Here is a 14523-nt window from a genome sequence, read left to right as displayed (position 1 = left end):
CGACGGCGGTGCAGCCGGCCGGCGCGGCCACGCCGTCGGCGACCCCCGGACCGCCTTCGCCCGTCGCCCACGTCCCCGCGGTCGCACAGGTCGTGCCCGAGGTCACGCGCCTGGTCTCGCGCGGCAACGGCGTGCACCGGTTGACCATGCTCCTCCAGCCGGAGGCCCTGGGTGAGGTGCGGGTGACCCTGACGGTGCGCGACGGCGCCGTGCAGGTGCACCTGACCGGCGGCGACGACGCCGCACGTGCGCTTGCCGAGGGCGCGCCCGAGCTGCGACGCGTCCTCGAGCTCGCCGGTGCGGTCGACGCGCGCGTCGTCGTGCGGGACCTCGCCGGGCAGCAGCCGGGCGGCCACGGCCTGCCCGCCGCGGGCGGGAGCGCGCAGGAGGCGTCGTACGGCGCAGGCAGCGACACGCCTTCCTCCCCGGGATCTCCCGGAGGAGGCACTGGACAGCAGGGCCACCACGCACGGACGCGCGGTGGAGCAGGAGCCACGGACGGCCTCACCGACGGAGCGACGTCGCTCCGTCCAGACCCGGTCACCGGTGCCCGTCAGGGCATCGACCTGACCATGTGAGGAGGAATCGTGTCGATCTCCGCCACCGAGGCGTCGACCAGCACGACCAGCGCATTCCCCACGGGGACGCCGACGACGTCGGCGTCCACCGAGGACAAGCAGATGTTCCTGGAGCTGATGGTCGCGCAGCTGCGCTACCAGGACCCGCTCAACCCGGCCGACTCCGGTGAGTTCCTCGCCCAGTCGGCGCAGTTCACCGCGCTGGAGAAGATGCAGGACGTCTCCGACCGCGTCGGTGCGCTGCTCGGCTCGCAGATGGCGTTCGGTGCCGGCGCGATGGTCGGCCAGAGCGTCTCCTGGATCGACGCCGACGGGGTCACCACCCACGCCGGCGTCGTCGCGGGCGTGACGTTCGGTGCGCAGGGCCCCGTCCTCGACATCGACGGCAGCCAGGTCCCGCTCGCCCAGCTCCTCTCCGTCGGCGCCACCACCGCACCCGCGGCGCCCGACCCCACCGACACCACCACGGCCTGACGCCGTCCGAAAGGAAACCACCATGCTTCGCTCGCTCTTCTCCGGCATCAGCGGCCTGCGCGCCAACCAGACGATGCTCGACGTCACCGGCAACAACATCGCCAACGCCAACACGGTCGGCTTCAAGGCCTCCACGACCGTCTTCCAGGACACCCTCAGCCAGGTCATGCGCGGTGCCGGCGCCGCCGGGGCCGGCAACGGGGGCACCAACCCGATCCAGGTCGGTCTCGGCGTCCAGGTCGCGGCCACCCGCGGCAACTTCACCCAGGGCTCCGCGCAGACGACGGGCGCGGCGACCGACCTGATGATCCAGGGCGACGGCATGTTCGTCCTCGGGTCGGGCAACGAGCGGGTCTACTCCCGCGCCGGCGCCTTCACCTGGGACGAGAACGGCAACCTCGTCTCCTCGAGCGGCAAGAAGGTGCAGGGCTACGCCCCTGGTGACGCCGGTGGCGCCCTGGTCGACGTCAACCTCGACTCGCTCGCGGCCAACCTGCCGGCCGGCGTCGAGATGACGTCGTACTCCATCGGTGCCGACGGCGTGCTGCGCGGCACCTTCTCCGACGACGTGCAGCGCGACATCGGCATCGTCGCCATCGCCGACTTCACCAACCCCGCCGGCCTCGAGCGCGTCGGGGAGACAGCGTTCCGCGCCACCGCCAACTCCGGCACCCCCGAGCTCGGCGTCGCCGGTCAGGGCAGCCGCGGCGACCTGATGGGCGGCACGCTGGAGATGTCCAACGTGGACCTCTCCGCCGAGTTCACCAACCTCATCCTCGCGCAGCGCGGCTTCCAGGCGAGCTCGCGCGTGATCACCACCTCCGACCAGGTGCTCGAGGAGCTCGTCAACATCAAGCGCTGAGTCGCAGGCACGCACGACGGATCCGGTCGCCGGTTCCCCTCAGGTCGGGGGGCCGGCGTCCGATCGAAGGAAGTGAGGCCCACGGACGGGCCTCGCGTTGACAGCACAGGGATGGTGCACCGACATGATTGTGTTGACCCGACTCTCGGGCTCCGCGTTCGTCCTGAACGCCGACCTGATCGAGCGACTCGACAGCACGCCGGACACGGTGGTGACGCTCGTCGACGGCAAGAAGTACGTCGTCGCCGAAGGGCTGATCCAGGTGGTCGACCAGGTGCGTGCCTGGCGCGGCGGCATCATCGCCGCCAGCGCCGGTCCCGACGCCCAGGCGTGGGTGCAGCGCACCCACCTCGCCGCGGTCCCCGCCCCGTCCATGAGGGGGGTGGAGGACTGATGGACCCGGCAACCCTGATCGGGGTCCTCGCCGGGCTCGTCATCATCGTCGTCGCCAACGTCATGGAGGGCGGCGACCCGACGAGCCTCCTGCTCGTCCCGCCGATGCTGCTGGTGTTCGGCACGACGCTCATGGTCACCATGGCCGGCGGCACGATCCCGGACGCCAAGCACGCGATGTTGTCGGTCAAGACGGCGTTCACCGCCAAGGTGCGCCCGGCCGGCGACGTCGTCCCGATGGTCGTGGCCCTCGCCGAGAAGGCCCGCCGGGAGGGCCTGCTCGCCCTCGAGGAGGACCTCAGGTCGGTCGACGACCCGTTCCTCGTCAAGGGCGTCACCCTGGCGATCGACGGCACCGACCCCGAGGAGGTGCGCGACATCCTCGAGGCCGAGGTGCGCGCCACGAAGGCGCAGGGCAAGCACTCCGCGAAGTTCTTCGCCGACGCCGGCGCCTACGCACCGACCATCGGCATCGTCGGCACGGTCATGGGCCTCGTGCACGTCCTGGAGAACCTCGCGCAGCCGGAGGAGCTCGGCCACCTCATCGCCGCGGCGTTCATCGCGACCCTGTGGGGCGTGATGTCGGCCAACGTGATCTGGCTGCCGATCGGCAACCGCCTCAAGCGGCTCACGGAGCTGGAGGCCGCGCGGATGGAGCTTGTCGTCGAGGGCGTCGCCGCCATCCAGGCCGGGTCCAACCCCCGCATCATCGCCCAGAAGCTGTCCTCGCTCCTGCCCGCCGGCGAGCAGCCGACGGACGCCAGGGCGGCCTGACATGACCGGGGAGCCGTCATGAGCGGCCCGGCACGTCGGCGTCGGGTCGAGGAGCCGGAGGAGCACGAGAACCACGAGCGGTGGCTGGTCACGTACGCCGACATGGTGACCCTGCTGATGGTGCTGTTCATCGTCATGTTCTCGATGAGCGTGGTGGACGAGCGGAAGTTCAACGCCCTCAAGGCGGGGCTCGCCGCGGGCTTCGGAGACTCCACGTCGGTGATGACCGGCTCGGAGTCGGTCCTCGACCAGCCGGGCGTCTCACCCGTCTCGCCGGTGCGTGCGGAGGCGTTCCCGGGCTCCTCGCCCTCCGTCCAGCAGGCCCAGCAGGCGCTCGCGACCCAGGAGCAGGGCTACGCCGATGCGCGGGCCGAGCTCGCCCGGCTCGAGGATCTGGGCCAGAAGCTCGAAGGTGCGCTCCGGCGCGAGGGCCTGGGCGGTGACGTCACCAGCACCATCGACGACCGGGGGCTCGTGCTGAGCCTGACCTCGCGCCACGTGGTCTTCGAGCCGGACCGCGCCGAGCTCAGCGGCCGGGGCCGGCGGGTGCTGGATGCCGTGGCGCCCGTGCTGCGCGAGACCTCCGAGGACCTGCGCATCGACGGCCACACCAACCAGGTACCGGTGAAGCCACGCTTCTTCGCCACCGACTGGGACCTGTCCTCGGCGCGCGCCGTGACCGTGCTGCGCCACCTGCAGGAGGCCGGTGGGGTCCCCGGTGAGCGCCTCAGCGCCGCTGCCTTCGGTCACGAGGACCCCCTCGTCGACCCCGCGAAGCCGGGGTCGCAGCGGGTCAACAAGCGGGTGGACATCGTCGTGCTCTCCGAGCTGCCCGCCGCTTCCCGTGAGCTGCTGGACGACCTGGCCGCCGCCGGCAGCCCCACCACGCCCACCGCGCCCACCACCCCCGACGCCACTGATGGAGGATCGTCATGACCACTGCGACGCTCGACCGGTCCGCAGCCCCGCCCGAGGCGCCGGCCACCGGCGGCCGGAAGAAGATGGTCCTGATCCTCGTCGTGGTGGCGGTGGCGGCCGCGGCGGGCTGGTGGTTCCTGCTGCGTCCCACCGCCCCCGCCGAGCCGGTGCCGGGCGAGGTGATGACGCTGGAGCCGATCCAGGTCAACCTCGCCGACGGGCACTACCTGCGCGTCGGGATCGCCCTGCAGCTCTCCGCGGATGCCCACGAGGCCGACGGCAGCAAGGCCCTCGACGCCACGATCGACCTCTTCAGCGGGGTCGACCGGGCCGAGCTGGCCAAGGCGGGGCAGCGCCAGGAGCTGAAGCGCCAGCTCGAGGAGGAGCTCCACGACGACTACCACGGTGACGTGCTGGAGGTGTACTTCACCGAGTTCGTCACCCAGTAGCGGCGCCGCCGCCCGGAGACCCGTCGGCCCGAAGTCCTCAAGTCGGGCCGGACCGGGCCGATACGGGTAGGCGTGACGCCCCTGCAGCCCCGCGACGACCTGTCCTCCGTGCACCTCGGTGCCCGGGGCCGCCGGCGCGCCCGCAGCGGCGTGACGCCGACGGCGTACGACTTCCGCCGGCCGATGCAGCTCTCCCGCGAGCACACCCGGCTGCTCGAGGTGTGCCTCGACGGCTTCGCGCGGCAGCTGGGCACCGTCGTCACCTCGGCGCTCCGCACGGTCTGCACGGCCCAGCTCGTCGGCATCGGCCAGCAGACCTACGCCGAGCACGTCGACACGCTCGGGGACCAGACCTACGCGGTCACGATCGCCGCCGACCCCCTCCCGGAGCTCGTCCTGCTCGACCTGCCCCTGGCGGCGGTCATGAGCGCCATCGACCACATGCTCGGCGGTGCCGGTGCGGGCGAGCAGCCCCGACGTGCCCTCACCGAGCTCGAGTCCGCGGTCGTGCACGACCTGCTGGTCGGGCTGGTCGCCCAGCTGGGCCACAGCCTCAGCGGCATCGTGGCGACCGCCCCGACGCTCGTCGGGGTGGAGTACGACGCCCGCCTCGTGCAGGCGGTCGCCCCCGGCGACGCGGTGGTCGTCGCCACGTTCGACCTCGTGGTCGAGGAACGCCGTCACCGGGTCACCCTGTGCCTGCCCCTGGCCGGGCTCCACCCCCATCTCGTCCGCGCCGCCGCGCCCGCGCCCGTCACCGACCGCGAGCGCGAGCAGCGCTCGCGCGCTGCCGAGCTGGTGGACCGCCGCTTCCAGGACGTACCGGTGGAGACCGCCGTCCGCTTCCGCCCCACCCGACTGGCACCGGACGCCCTGACCGCCCTCGCCGTCGGCGACGTGGTGCGCCTCGCGCACCGCGCCACTGCGCCGCTCGACGTCGTCGTCGGCGAGACCACCTTCGCCCACGCCACGGCCGGCACCCACGGTGCCCGGCTCGCCGCGCTCGTCGTCGGTACGACCAAGGAGAACGCATGAGCACGTTGACCGACACCGAGACCCTCACCGGCCCCGTGGCCCGGGCCGCCGCTGCGGCCGCCGCCGTCCTGCCGGCCGCCACGCCCCTCGTGCCCGGCACCCCGGTGCCCGGTGCCGGCGGTGCGAGCGCCGGGTTCGCCGGGGCCGTCATCACCGAGCTGCACCTGCCCGGGGCGCCCCGCGTCGCCGTGCTGGTCGGTCCCGACCTGGTCGAGGCACTCGCGAGCAGCCCGCTCGGCGGGCTCGACCTGGCCGCGGCCACCCAGCCCGCGCTCGACGCCGCCGCCGCGGCCCTCGGAACCGGGTGCGGTGCCGCCCGCGAGGTGTCCGTCGCCCTGGTGGATGCCGACCTAGGTGGCCCCTTCGTCCTCGTGCCGCTCCTCGGTGCCGGCGTGCCCTGCGGCGCCCTGCTCGTCGCGGACGCCGCCGTCGCCGCTGCGGGAGCGGTCGGCGCGGTCGTGCCGGGCGAGGCTCCCGTCGGGTCCCCGGTCCCGCCCGCCGTGCCGATCGCTGTCGCGCCGGTCGTCGCGCCCGCTGTCCCCTCCTCCATCCCCTCTTCCGTGGGTCCGGTCGCTCTCCCGGCCACTCGCGGCATCGAGATGCTGCACGGTGTCGACCTGGAGGTGGCCGTCGAGCTCGGCCGCACCCGGATGACGGTGCGTGACCTGCTCGCCCTGTCCCCGGGCGAGGTGCTCGAGCTGGACCGTGCCGCCGGGAGCCCCGCCGACCTGCTCGTCAACGGTCGACTGATCGCCCGCGGCGAGGTCGTCGTGGTCGAGGAGGACTTCGGCCTGCGGATCACCGAGATCGTCGACGAGAGCGCAGCAGGCTGACGTGCTCGAGCTCACCGTTCGGCTGATCGCCTCCCTGGCGGTCGTCGTGGGACTGATGCTGCTGCTCGCACGACTGGTCGGCAAGCGGTACGGCACCCGCGCCGGGTCTCCCGTGCAGGTCCTGCACCGCCAGGCCCTCTCCCGCAGCGCATCCGTCGCCGTCATCACCGTCGCCGGTCGTGTGCTGGTGGTCGGCAGCACCGACCACCAGGTCAGCCTGCTGACCGAGCTCGACCCCGACGAGCTGGGCGAGCCCGGGAGCGAGGACGAGTCGTCGTCCCCGGAGCCGGCCACGCCGCCCACCCTCCTGAGCACGGTCCTGCCCGTCGCCCAGCCTGCCGTGGTCCCCGACCCCGACCCCGCCGACCTGCCCCGGCCGACGAGCGTCGTGACGCGCGGGGGCTCCCACCGGGCGACGCCCGGCCCGCGCCGTACGTCACCGGACGGCGGGGCGCTGGCGGGATCGGTGCTCTCGCCGCAGACCTGGCGCGAGGCCCTGGCTGCTGCCACGGGAAAGGCGTCGTGACCGCGCGCGTCCGGGTCGCGCACGTCCTCGCCGGTGTCCTCGCCACGACCCTGGGCCTCCTCGGTCTGCTCCTCGGCCTCACCGTGACACCGGCGGGCGCTGCCCCCGCGTCGCCGGTCGCCGCGGCATCCGGACCGGCGTTGACGCCCACGGCGCCCGACGGGCCCCGCGCTCCCACGGGTCCGGACGGTCCCGGAGGGGACAGCTCGGTGACCATCGACCTCGACGGCATGACCGACAAGCCCAGCACCCCGGTCACCGTCATCCTGGCGCTGTCCCTGCTGTCGCTGCTCCCCGCGATCCTGCTGACCTGCACCAGCTTCACCAAGGTGCTCGTCGTGCTGGGACTGACCCGCAACGCCCTCGGCCTGCAGGGGATCCCACCCAACCAGGTGCTGGCCGGGCTCGCGCTCTTCCTGTCGCTCTTCATCATGGCGCCGGTGCTCAGCGAGATGAACGACACCGGGCTCCAGCCCTACCTCGACGGGGACAAGACGACCGCGGTCGCCTACGAGGACGGGGTCGAGCCGCTGCGCGACTTCATGCTCGACCAGACCGGCGACGACGAGCTCCGGCTGCTGACCAACGTGGCCGGACGCGACCTCCCGGCCAACCGCGCCGAGGTGTCGATGGTGACCCTCGTGCCGGCGTTCGTGCTCAGCGAGCTGAAGCAGGCCTTCATCATCGGCTTCATCATCTTCATCCCGTTCCTGGTGATCGACATCGTCATCAGCGGGGCACTCATGGCCCTGGGCATGATGATGATGCCGCCGGTGATGGTGTCGCTGCCGTTCAAGCTCCTGCTCTTCGTCCTGGTCGACGGATGGGGCCTGGTCATCACGTCCGTCGTCTCGAGCTACGAGTAGGCACCCATGACCGACACCACCGTCATCAACATCGCCCTGCAGACCATGGTGGTCGCGCTCAAGCTGTCCGCGCCCATCCTGGTCACCTCGCTGGTCATCGGCTTCACCATCTCGCTCTTCCAGTCGATGACCCAGATCCAGGAGTTCACCCTCGCCTTCGTGCCCAAGCTGGTGGGCGTGGGGATCGCGCTGCTGGTCTCCGGAGGCTGGATGCTGCAGACCCTCGTCGACTTCACCCAGGACCTCTTCGCCATGATCCCCACGTTGCTGGGCTGATCCGTGACCCTGACCGTCGCGGGCGAGCCGCTGCTGGCCTACCTGCTGGCCTCGGTGCGGATCATCGCCTGGCTGGCCCTGGTGCCACCGTTCGCGGGTCGCGCGGTCCCGGCCACGGCGAAGGTCGTGCTGTCCCTGGGCCTGGCGTTCGCGGTGGTGCCCTCCGTCGAGGGTGGCAGCATCCCCACGGGGACCGGCGAGCTGCTGGTCACCACGCTCACCCAGGTCGTGGTCGGCTCCGCCCTCGGCCTGGTGACGTACGTCCTGCTCGCCGCGGTCGCGACGGCAGGCTCGCTCATCGACACCTTCGGCGGCTTCCAGCTGGCGCAGGGCTTCGACCCGCTGTCGATGAACATGAACACCGTCTTCGGCAAGTTCCACCAGATGCTCGCGGTGATGATCCTCTTCGCCACCGGCGGCCACCTGCTGGTCCTCGGCGGGCTGCTGCGCACCTTCCACGTCCTGCCGCTCGGCGAGATGCCGCAGGTCGAGGGTGCCTCCCACGTCCTGGTGACGGCGTTCGGGATGTTCTTCGTCACCGCCGTGCAGATCGCGCTCCCGCTCGTCGCGGTCCTCTTCGTCGCCGACCTGGGCCTGGCGCTCCTCACGAAGGTCGCGCCGCACCTCAACGCGATCAACGTGATGTTCCCGGCCAAGATCGGCCTGACCCTCCTGCTGCTGGGCATGTCCTTCCCCGTGCTCCCGGAGGCCGTCGCCCGGCTCGTCGACCTGGCCAACGAGGCCCAGTTCGCCCTCGTGGGGGGCTGAGCGGTGTCGGAGGAGAAGACCGAGCAGCCCACCGCCCGCCGGCGCAAGGAGTCCCGCAAGGAGGGTCAGGTCCCGCGCACCCAGGAGCTGGGTGGATGGGCGACGCTCATGATCGTCGCGCTGGTGCTGCCGCCGCTGCTGGGCCGCGAGCTCACCGCCCTGGCCGAGCTGATGCGTGACTGCTTCGCCCTCCGCGGCCCGGTCGAGGTCGCGGACGCCACCACCCTCCTCGCGCGTGGGACCCAGCACGTGTTCGTCACGCTCGTGGTGCTCGGCTCCGCCGTGATGGTCGTGGGCGTGGCCGCGGCACTCGCCCAGGGCGGCTTCTTCCTCGCGACGAAGTCCGTCAAGCCGTCGTTGAAGAAGCTCGACCCGATCCAGGGCTTCAAGCGTGTCTTCGGGCCGCAGGCGCTGTGGGAGGGCGCCAAGATGCTGATCAAGAGCTCCGTGGTGGGCTTCGTCGCCTACGGCGCGGTGTCCGCGATCATGCCGCTGATCGGCGGCCTGGTGCCGATCAGCGCGGTGCTCGAGGTGGTCAACGACGAGGTGCTCGGCCTGCTGCGGACCGTGGCCGTGGCGGGGCTCGTGATGGCCGCCGCCGACTACGTGATCGTCCGCCGCCGGATGGGCAAGAAGACCCGGATGAGCAAGCACGAGGTCAAGCAGGAGAGCAAGCAGACCGAGGGCGACCCGCTGCTCAAGGGCGCGATCCGCTCGCGACAGCTCGCCGCGTCGCGCAACCGGATGATGGCCGACGTGCCGACCGCCGACGTCGTGCTCGTCAACCCCACCCACGTCGCCGTCGCGCTGACGTACGACGCCGAGCGCGGCGCGCCCCGCGTGGTGGCCCGCGGCACCGGCCTGGTCGCCCAGCGCATCCGCGAGCAGGCCGCCGAGCACAGCGTCCCCCTCGTGCGGGACATCCCCCTGGCCCGCGCCCTCCACCGCTCGACCACGGTCGGCCAGGAGATCCCGGCCGAGCTCTACGCAGCCGTCGCGCAGGTCCTGGCCTTCGTGATCTCACGTCGGTCCGCCGGCGTGGGCGGGGGCGAGCACCGCAGTCCGCGACGCGAGAGCGAGCTGCCGTCCGTCCCCGTCGCCGGGCGCCGTCGACGCCAGGCCTCATCCGTCCCGCGGACTGGCTCCACGGCGGCGGGCGCGAACCCCTCAGGAGTCGCCGCGACCGGCCGATGAGACCCGTGACGCCAGGACGGCGTCGCTCCCGGTGCCACGGACGGCGCGGATCCCGCCGACGACGACGTCCCCCGAAAGGCACCCTCCGTGGCCTCCAAGCGACTGCTCCAGCTGGGCGTGCCCGCTGGCATCGTGCTCATCGTCGTGATGCTCGTCGTGCCGCTCCCGGCGGTGGTGCTCGACATGCTGATCGCGCTCAACATCACCAGCGCGCTGCTCGTGCTCCTCGTGGCGATGTTCGTGCACAAGCCGCTCGAGTTCGCCGCCTTCCCGGCCGTCGTGCTCGTGCTGACGCTCTTCCGCCTGGCGCTCAACGTCAGCGCCACCCGCCTCGTGCTGCTCGACGGCTACGCCGGCAAGGTCATCGACACCTTCGGCCACTTCGTCGTCGGCGGGTCCCTGATCGTGGGCCTCATCGTCTTCGCGATCCTGCTGGTGATCCAGTTCGTGGTCATCACCAAGGGTGCCGAGCGCGTGGCCGAGGTGGGCGCCCGCTTCACCCTCGATGCGATGCCCGGCAAGCAGATGGCGATCGACGCCGACCTCAACTCCGGTCTCATCGACGAGGACGAGGCCCGCCGGCGCCGCCACGAGGTGCACGCCGAGGCCGACTTCTACGGCTCGATGGACGGTGCGTCGAAGTTCGTCAAGGGTGATGCCATCGCCGCCATCGTGATCACCCTCGTGAACCTCCTGGGCGGTTTCGCGGTCGGGATGGCGCAGAAGGGGATGTCCTTCGGCGACGCGATCACGACCTACAGCCTGTTGTCCGTCGGCGACGGGCTGGTCTCGCAGATCCCCGCGCTGCTGCTCTCCACCGCCACCGGCCTGATCGTCACCCGCAACGTCGGCGACTCCGACATGGGCTCGGACATCCTGCGGCAGCTCACCAGCAACAAGCTCCCGCTGCAGATCGCCGGCTTCGCGGCGCTGGCGATCTGCCTCATCCCCGGGCTGCCCAAGCTCCCCTTCGTCGTCGCCGGCGGGATCATGCTGCTCGCCTCCACCCGGGTCACGACGCCGCTCGCGCCCGAGCCGGACGTGGTCGCGGAGCAGGTGCTCGCGAGCGCGCCCGACAGCCCGGAGCTGCTCGCCGCGGAGATCCGGGTGGACCCGCTGGGCCTCGAGCTGTCGCCCGACATCATCGACCTCGTCGACCCCGCCAGCGGCGGCGACCTGCTGGACCGGGTCAAGGGGCTGCGTCGCAAGATCGCCGGCGAGCTGGGCATCATCGTGCCGCCGGTGCGCACCCGGGACAGCATCGACCTGCCGGCGAGCACGTACGCGATCCGGCTCTTCGGCATCGAGGTGGCACGCGGCGAGGCACCCCGCGGCACCGTGCTGGCCATCGGCGACCACCTCGGCGCGCTCCCCGGACAGCCCACCCACGAGCCCGTCTTCGGCCTCGAGGCGTCGTGGATCCCCGCCGAGCTGCGCGTGCAGGCCGAGCTCAACGGGGCCACCGTCGTGGACCGGTCGTCCGTGATCACCACCCACCTCGCCGAGGTGGTCGGGCAGCACGCGGCGCGGCTGCTGGGACGCGAGGACGTGAAGACACTGACCGACCTGGTCCGTCGCAGCCACCCGGTCGTGATCGAGGAGCTCACCCCCGCCCAGCTCAGCCTGGGGGAGGTGCAGCGCGTCCTGCAGGGCCTGCTCATGGAGGGCGTCGCGATCCGCGACCTGGTCCGCATCTTCGAAGCCCTCTCCCTCAAGGCGCAGGTCACCAAGGACCCGGACACGCTCGTCGAGGCCGCACGCGCCGCGCTGGGCCCGGCCATCGCCGCGCCCCACCTCGCCGAGGGCGCGGTCCACGTGATGAGCTTCGAGCCGATGCTCGAGCAGCGGATGCTCGAGGCGGTACGCCCGGGCGACCACGGGCCCGTCGTCGCCCTCGACCCGCTCACCGGCCAGAGCGTGCTCGGTGAGCTCACCGACCTCCGCACGGCCGCCGAGGAGCGCGGCCTGCGGCCGGTCGTGGTGTGCGCGCCCCAGCTGCGCGCCGCCGTACGCCGCATGGTCGCGCCGGCACTGCCCAGCACGGCGGTGCTCTCCTACACGGAGCTGGTCGGCGCCCACCAGGTCCGCTCGGTCGGCACCGTCACCGGCGACCGCCTGGCGGTGACGGCATGAGGCCGGTCTCCGGGCCGACCCTGGTCGTCGCCGCGCTCCTCACCTCTCCCGCGCTGGCGGGCGCGGCGACCGGGGCACTGCCCCTGGACGTGGCCCTCACCCGCTACCTGCTCGTCGTCGGCCTGTGCTGGGTGCTGCTCACGGCCGCGTCGGAGTGGCTCTGGGGCGAGCCCGATCCGGTGGCCACGGGCGAACCGTCGTCCGCGTCGCTGACCGAGGTCGACCACCAGGCGGCCGATCCCGGCACCGACGGTCACTGAGCCGCGCCGTGCGGGCCTGCCGGTCCGGACCGTGCTGTCGCACAGGCCCGGTTGGCCCCACAATGACGCCGTGACGACCACGCTGCCGGGCCGTTCGGCCTTCGACGAGCCCGTCGACAACCCGCCGGCGCGCTGGGTCGGCGCGCTGGTGCTGCTCAACCTCGGCGTGATGGCCGGGTGGTTCGGGCCGATCCAGGTGCTGCTCGCGCAGCAGGCCGAGCGGGTCGCAGCCGCCGAGCCCGGCGGCATGAGCAAGGAGGCGCTGCTCGCGGTCGTGCTGTTCAGCGGTGCTGCGGTCTCGATGTTCGCCAACCCGGTGTGGGGCGCCTTCAGCGACCGGACACGCTCGCGCCTGGGCCGCCGGGTGCCGTGGGTGCTCGGCGGGGTGGTCCTCGGCGCCGCGTCGCTGCTGCTGCTGTCCGTCGCCGACAGCGCCGCGTCGATGGTCATCGCCTGGAGCCTGGTGCAGCTCGCGCTCAACGCTGCGTGGGCCGGCGGGATCGCGGCCGTGCCCGACCAGGTGCCCGTCGAGCGCCGTGGCCTGATCGGCGGCCTCGTCGCCATCGCCGGCACGGTCGGCGTGCTGGTCGGCATCAAGATCGCGGAGGTCACCGGCTCGATCGCCCAGGGCTACCTGGTGACCGCCATCGTGATGCTGGTGCTCTCGGTGCCCTACCTCGTCGGCTCCCGCGACCTCGCCCTGCCGGCCGACCACCCGCTCGAACCGATGGACTGGAAGCGGCTGGTCCGCTCGTTCTGGGTCTCGCCGCGCGAGCACCCCGACTTCGCGTGGGCGTGGCTGACGCGCCTGCTGGTGAACCTCGGCAACTGGATCGCGCTCAACTACCTCTACTACTTCCTCACCGACGGCCTCGGGTTCGGCGACGACGACGCCACCGCCAAGCTCGGCACGCTCGTGCTGATCTACGGCGTGTGCACGGTCGCCACCACCGTCGTCGTCGGTCACTGGAGCGACCGCGTGGGGCGGCGCAAGATCTTCGTCATCTGGTCCGGGGTGCTCATCGGGGCCAGCTCGCTCGTGCTAGGCCTGTGGCAGGACTGGTCCGGTGCGCTGGTGGCGGCCGTCGTGCTGGGCGCCGGGTTCGGCGTCTACCAGGCCGTCGACTTCGCGCTCATCACCCAGGTGCTCCCCGGCGCCGGCGACCGGGCCAAGGACCTCGGCATCATCAACATCGCCTCCGCGCTGCCGCAGGTGCTCGCCCCGGCCATCGCCGGCCTCATCCTGGTCGCCGTACGCGAGCTCGGCGGCTCCGTCGCCACCCACGGCGAGGGCTGGTCGCTCGGCTACGGCGTGGTCTACCTCGTCGGCTTCGTCCTCTGCGTCCTCGGCTCGGTCTTCGTGACCCGCATCCGGTCGGTCGCCTGACGCCGTTCACGCTGGTCGAGCGGTGCCCCAGCCACATTCGTGACGGGCGGATTGTGGCTCCGCCACCGCCCGCCGGCGTGTCGCACGGGACGCGCGGCTGGGCGGTGCCCCAGCCACGTTCCGCGCGAGCGGAAGGTGGCTCACGCACCGCTCGGCGGGCCAGCGGGGGTCGGGCCCGTCAGTGGCTGATGGTCATCGCGAGCCCGACGAGGTGCTCGAGTCGGGCGAGCTCGGAGTCGAGGAACTCCGGACCGCCGCGGCGGCCCAGGAGGACGAGGTCGTCACCGAAGGGTGCGGCGCACTCGACGTAGACCTCGTCGCCGGGCAGGCGGGTCGGCACGGGCACGCGTTCGCGGTCGATGTCGTACGCCGACGGGGCGGCGTCGGTGGCGTGGACGACCGTGGCGCCGACACCGTCGGTGCCGGGGGTGACGCGAGCGGCCCAGTCGACCCGGAAGGCGATGGGCAGCAGGTCGATCAGGCGGTCGCGCGCGGAGGCGGGGTCCTCGGTGAGGGCCTCGACGACCTCGAGGTCGAGGAAGAGGTTGCCGCCGGCGGCGTAGCGGTTGATCCAGAGAACGCTGACGCCGTCGAGCGTGCCGCAGGCAGAGACCACGGAGTCAGGCATGGTGCCGGGCGACATCTCGAGGAGCACGTCGTCGACGGCGAAGCCGTCGCGCTTCTCGACGATCTCGATCGCGTCGATGTCGCCCCCGGCCTCACCGATCGCGCTCGCGACGCGACCCAGCGACCCGGGGACGTCCGGGAGCTCGACTCGCATCAGGTAGGGCATACGA

18 protein-coding genes are annotated in these 14523 nt (G+C 72.3%); 17 read left to right on the top strand and 1 reads right to left on the bottom strand.

Annotated features, from left to right (window positions below; all coding sequences use genetic code 11):
- The 17 genes from AC1DP1_RS22740 to AC1DP1_RS22660 form a co-directional block, all read left to right on the top strand.
- Nucleotides 1-578: flagellar hook-length control protein FliK (locus tag AC1DP1_RS22740; RefSeq protein WP_477508771.1), on the top strand; the 578-nt coding region annotated here is incomplete at its 5' end.
- Nucleotides 579-587: 9 nt separating this feature from the next.
- Nucleotides 588-1052, top strand: coding sequence for a flagellar hook assembly protein FlgD (locus AC1DP1_RS22735; RefSeq protein ID WP_300054158.1), 465 nt, complete (start codon nt 588-590; stop codon nt 1050-1052).
- 22 nt (nt 1053-1074) lie between these two features.
- Nucleotides 1075-1914, top strand: a complete 840-nt coding sequence (locus AC1DP1_RS22730) for a flagellar hook protein FlgE (RefSeq protein WP_300054161.1) — start codon at nt 1075-1077, stop codon at nt 1912-1914.
- A gap of 124 nt (nt 1915-2038) precedes the next feature.
- On the top strand, nt 2039-2308 hold the full coding sequence (locus AC1DP1_RS22725) for a flagellar FlbD family protein (RefSeq protein ID WP_477508770.1): 270 nt from the start codon (nt 2039-2041) through the stop codon (nt 2306-2308).
- On the top strand, nt 2308-3081 hold the full coding sequence (locus AC1DP1_RS22720; protein WP_477508769.1) for a motility protein A: 774 nt from the start codon (nt 2308-2310) through the stop codon (nt 3079-3081). Before AC1DP1_RS22725 ends, AC1DP1_RS22720 begins: the two co-directional genes overlap by 1 nt.
- A gap of 18 nt (nt 3082-3099) precedes the next feature.
- A complete protein-coding gene (locus AC1DP1_RS22715) occupies nt 3100-4017 on the top strand; it encodes an OmpA/MotB family protein (protein WP_477508768.1) in 918 nt (305 codons plus the stop codon).
- Nucleotides 4014-4448, top strand: coding sequence for a flagellar basal body-associated FliL family protein (locus AC1DP1_RS22710; protein WP_477508767.1), 435 nt, complete (start codon nt 4014-4016; stop codon nt 4446-4448). The genes AC1DP1_RS22715 and AC1DP1_RS22710 overlap by 4 nt, the downstream gene beginning before the upstream one ends.
- Nucleotides 4449-4520: 72 nt before the next feature.
- Complete coding sequence (locus AC1DP1_RS22705; RefSeq protein ID WP_477508766.1) at nt 4521-5483, top strand: flagellar motor switch protein FliM; 963 nt, start codon at nt 4521-4523, stop codon at nt 5481-5483.
- Entirely contained in the window at nt 5480-6316 is an 837-nt protein-coding gene (gene fliN, locus AC1DP1_RS22700) for a flagellar motor switch protein FliN (RefSeq protein ID WP_477508765.1), read from the top strand. Before AC1DP1_RS22705 ends, fliN begins: the two co-directional genes overlap by 4 nt.
- 1 nt (nt 6317) lies before the next feature.
- Complete coding sequence (locus AC1DP1_RS22695; protein WP_477508764.1) at nt 6318-6842, top strand: FliO/MopB family protein; 525 nt, start codon at nt 6318-6320, stop codon at nt 6840-6842.
- Nucleotides 6839-7708: a flagellar type III secretion system pore protein FliP gene (gene fliP, locus AC1DP1_RS22690; RefSeq protein ID WP_477508763.1), complete on the top strand. Its 870-nt coding sequence runs from the start codon at nt 6839-6841 to the stop codon at nt 7706-7708. Before AC1DP1_RS22695 ends, fliP begins: the two co-directional genes overlap by 4 nt.
- A 6-nt stretch (nt 7709-7714) precedes the next feature.
- Entirely contained in the window at nt 7715-7984 is a 270-nt protein-coding gene (fliQ, locus tag AC1DP1_RS22685; protein ID WP_300054181.1) for a flagellar biosynthesis protein FliQ, read from the top strand.
- Nucleotides 7985-7987: 3 nt separating this feature from the next.
- Nucleotides 7988-8752, top strand: coding sequence for a flagellar biosynthetic protein FliR (locus AC1DP1_RS22680; protein WP_477508762.1), 765 nt, complete (start codon nt 7988-7990; stop codon nt 8750-8752).
- Between the two features lie 3 nt (nt 8753-8755).
- Nucleotides 8756-9946 (top strand): EscU/YscU/HrcU family type III secretion system export apparatus switch protein, encoded by a 1191-nt coding sequence (locus AC1DP1_RS22675; protein WP_477508761.1) that lies wholly within the window; start codon nt 8756-8758, stop codon nt 9944-9946.
- 87 nt (nt 9947-10033) lie between these two features.
- Nucleotides 10034-12079: a flagellar biosynthesis protein FlhA gene (locus tag AC1DP1_RS22670; protein ID WP_477508760.1), complete on the top strand. Its 2046-nt coding sequence runs from the start codon at nt 10034-10036 to the stop codon at nt 12077-12079.
- Complete coding sequence (locus AC1DP1_RS22665; protein WP_477508759.1) at nt 12076-12339, top strand: hypothetical protein; 264 nt, start codon at nt 12076-12078, stop codon at nt 12337-12339. The genes AC1DP1_RS22670 and AC1DP1_RS22665 overlap by 4 nt, the downstream gene beginning before the upstream one ends.
- A gap of 70 nt (nt 12340-12409) precedes the next feature.
- Nucleotides 12410-13726, top strand: coding sequence for an MFS transporter (locus tag AC1DP1_RS22660; protein ID WP_477508758.1), 1317 nt, complete (start codon nt 12410-12412; stop codon nt 13724-13726).
- A gap of 178 nt (nt 13727-13904) precedes the next feature.
- Here AC1DP1_RS22660 and AC1DP1_RS22655 read toward each other — a convergent pair whose 3' ends face one another.
- The gene (locus tag AC1DP1_RS22655; RefSeq protein ID WP_457186553.1) at nt 13905-14519 is read right to left on the bottom strand and encodes an ACT domain-containing protein; all 615 of its coding nucleotides are present in this window, start codon (nt 14517-14519) and stop codon (nt 13905-13907) included.
- Nucleotides 14520-14523: the final 4 nt, after the last annotated feature.

The sequence above is a fragment of the Nocardioides sp. P4_G10 genome (assembly GCF_056401175.1).
Note: the sequence above shows the minus strand (reverse complement) of the source record. Positions and strands in the feature narration are given on the sequence as shown.

Coding starts and splice junctions, on each gene's coding strand:
- AC1DP1_RS22730 (WP_300054161.1), top strand. CDS start 1,075: ATGCTTCGCTCGCTCTTCTCCGGCATCAGCGGCCTGCGCGCCAACCAG.
- AC1DP1_RS22725 (WP_477508770.1), top strand. CDS start 2,039: ATGATTGTGTTGACCCGACTCTCGGGCTCCGCGTTCGTCCTGAACGCC.
- AC1DP1_RS22720 (WP_477508769.1), top strand. CDS start 2,308: ATGGACCCGGCAACCCTGATCGGGGTCCTCGCCGGGCTCGTCATCATC.
- AC1DP1_RS22715 (WP_477508768.1), top strand. CDS start 3,100: ATGAGCGGCCCGGCACGTCGGCGTCGGGTCGAGGAGCCGGAGGAGCAC.
- AC1DP1_RS22710 (WP_477508767.1), top strand. CDS start 4,014: ATGACCACTGCGACGCTCGACCGGTCCGCAGCCCCGCCCGAGGCGCCG.
- fliN (WP_477508765.1), top strand. CDS start 5,480: ATGAGCACGTTGACCGACACCGAGACCCTCACCGGCCCCGTGGCCCGG.
- fliQ (WP_300054181.1), top strand. CDS start 7,715: ATGACCGACACCACCGTCATCAACATCGCCCTGCAGACCATGGTGGTC.
- AC1DP1_RS22665 (WP_477508759.1), top strand. CDS start 12,076: ATGAGGCCGGTCTCCGGGCCGACCCTGGTCGTCGCCGCGCTCCTCACC.
- AC1DP1_RS22655 (WP_457186553.1), bottom strand. CDS start 14,519: ATGCCCTACCTGATGCGAGTCGAGCTCCCGGACGTCCCCGGGTCGCTG.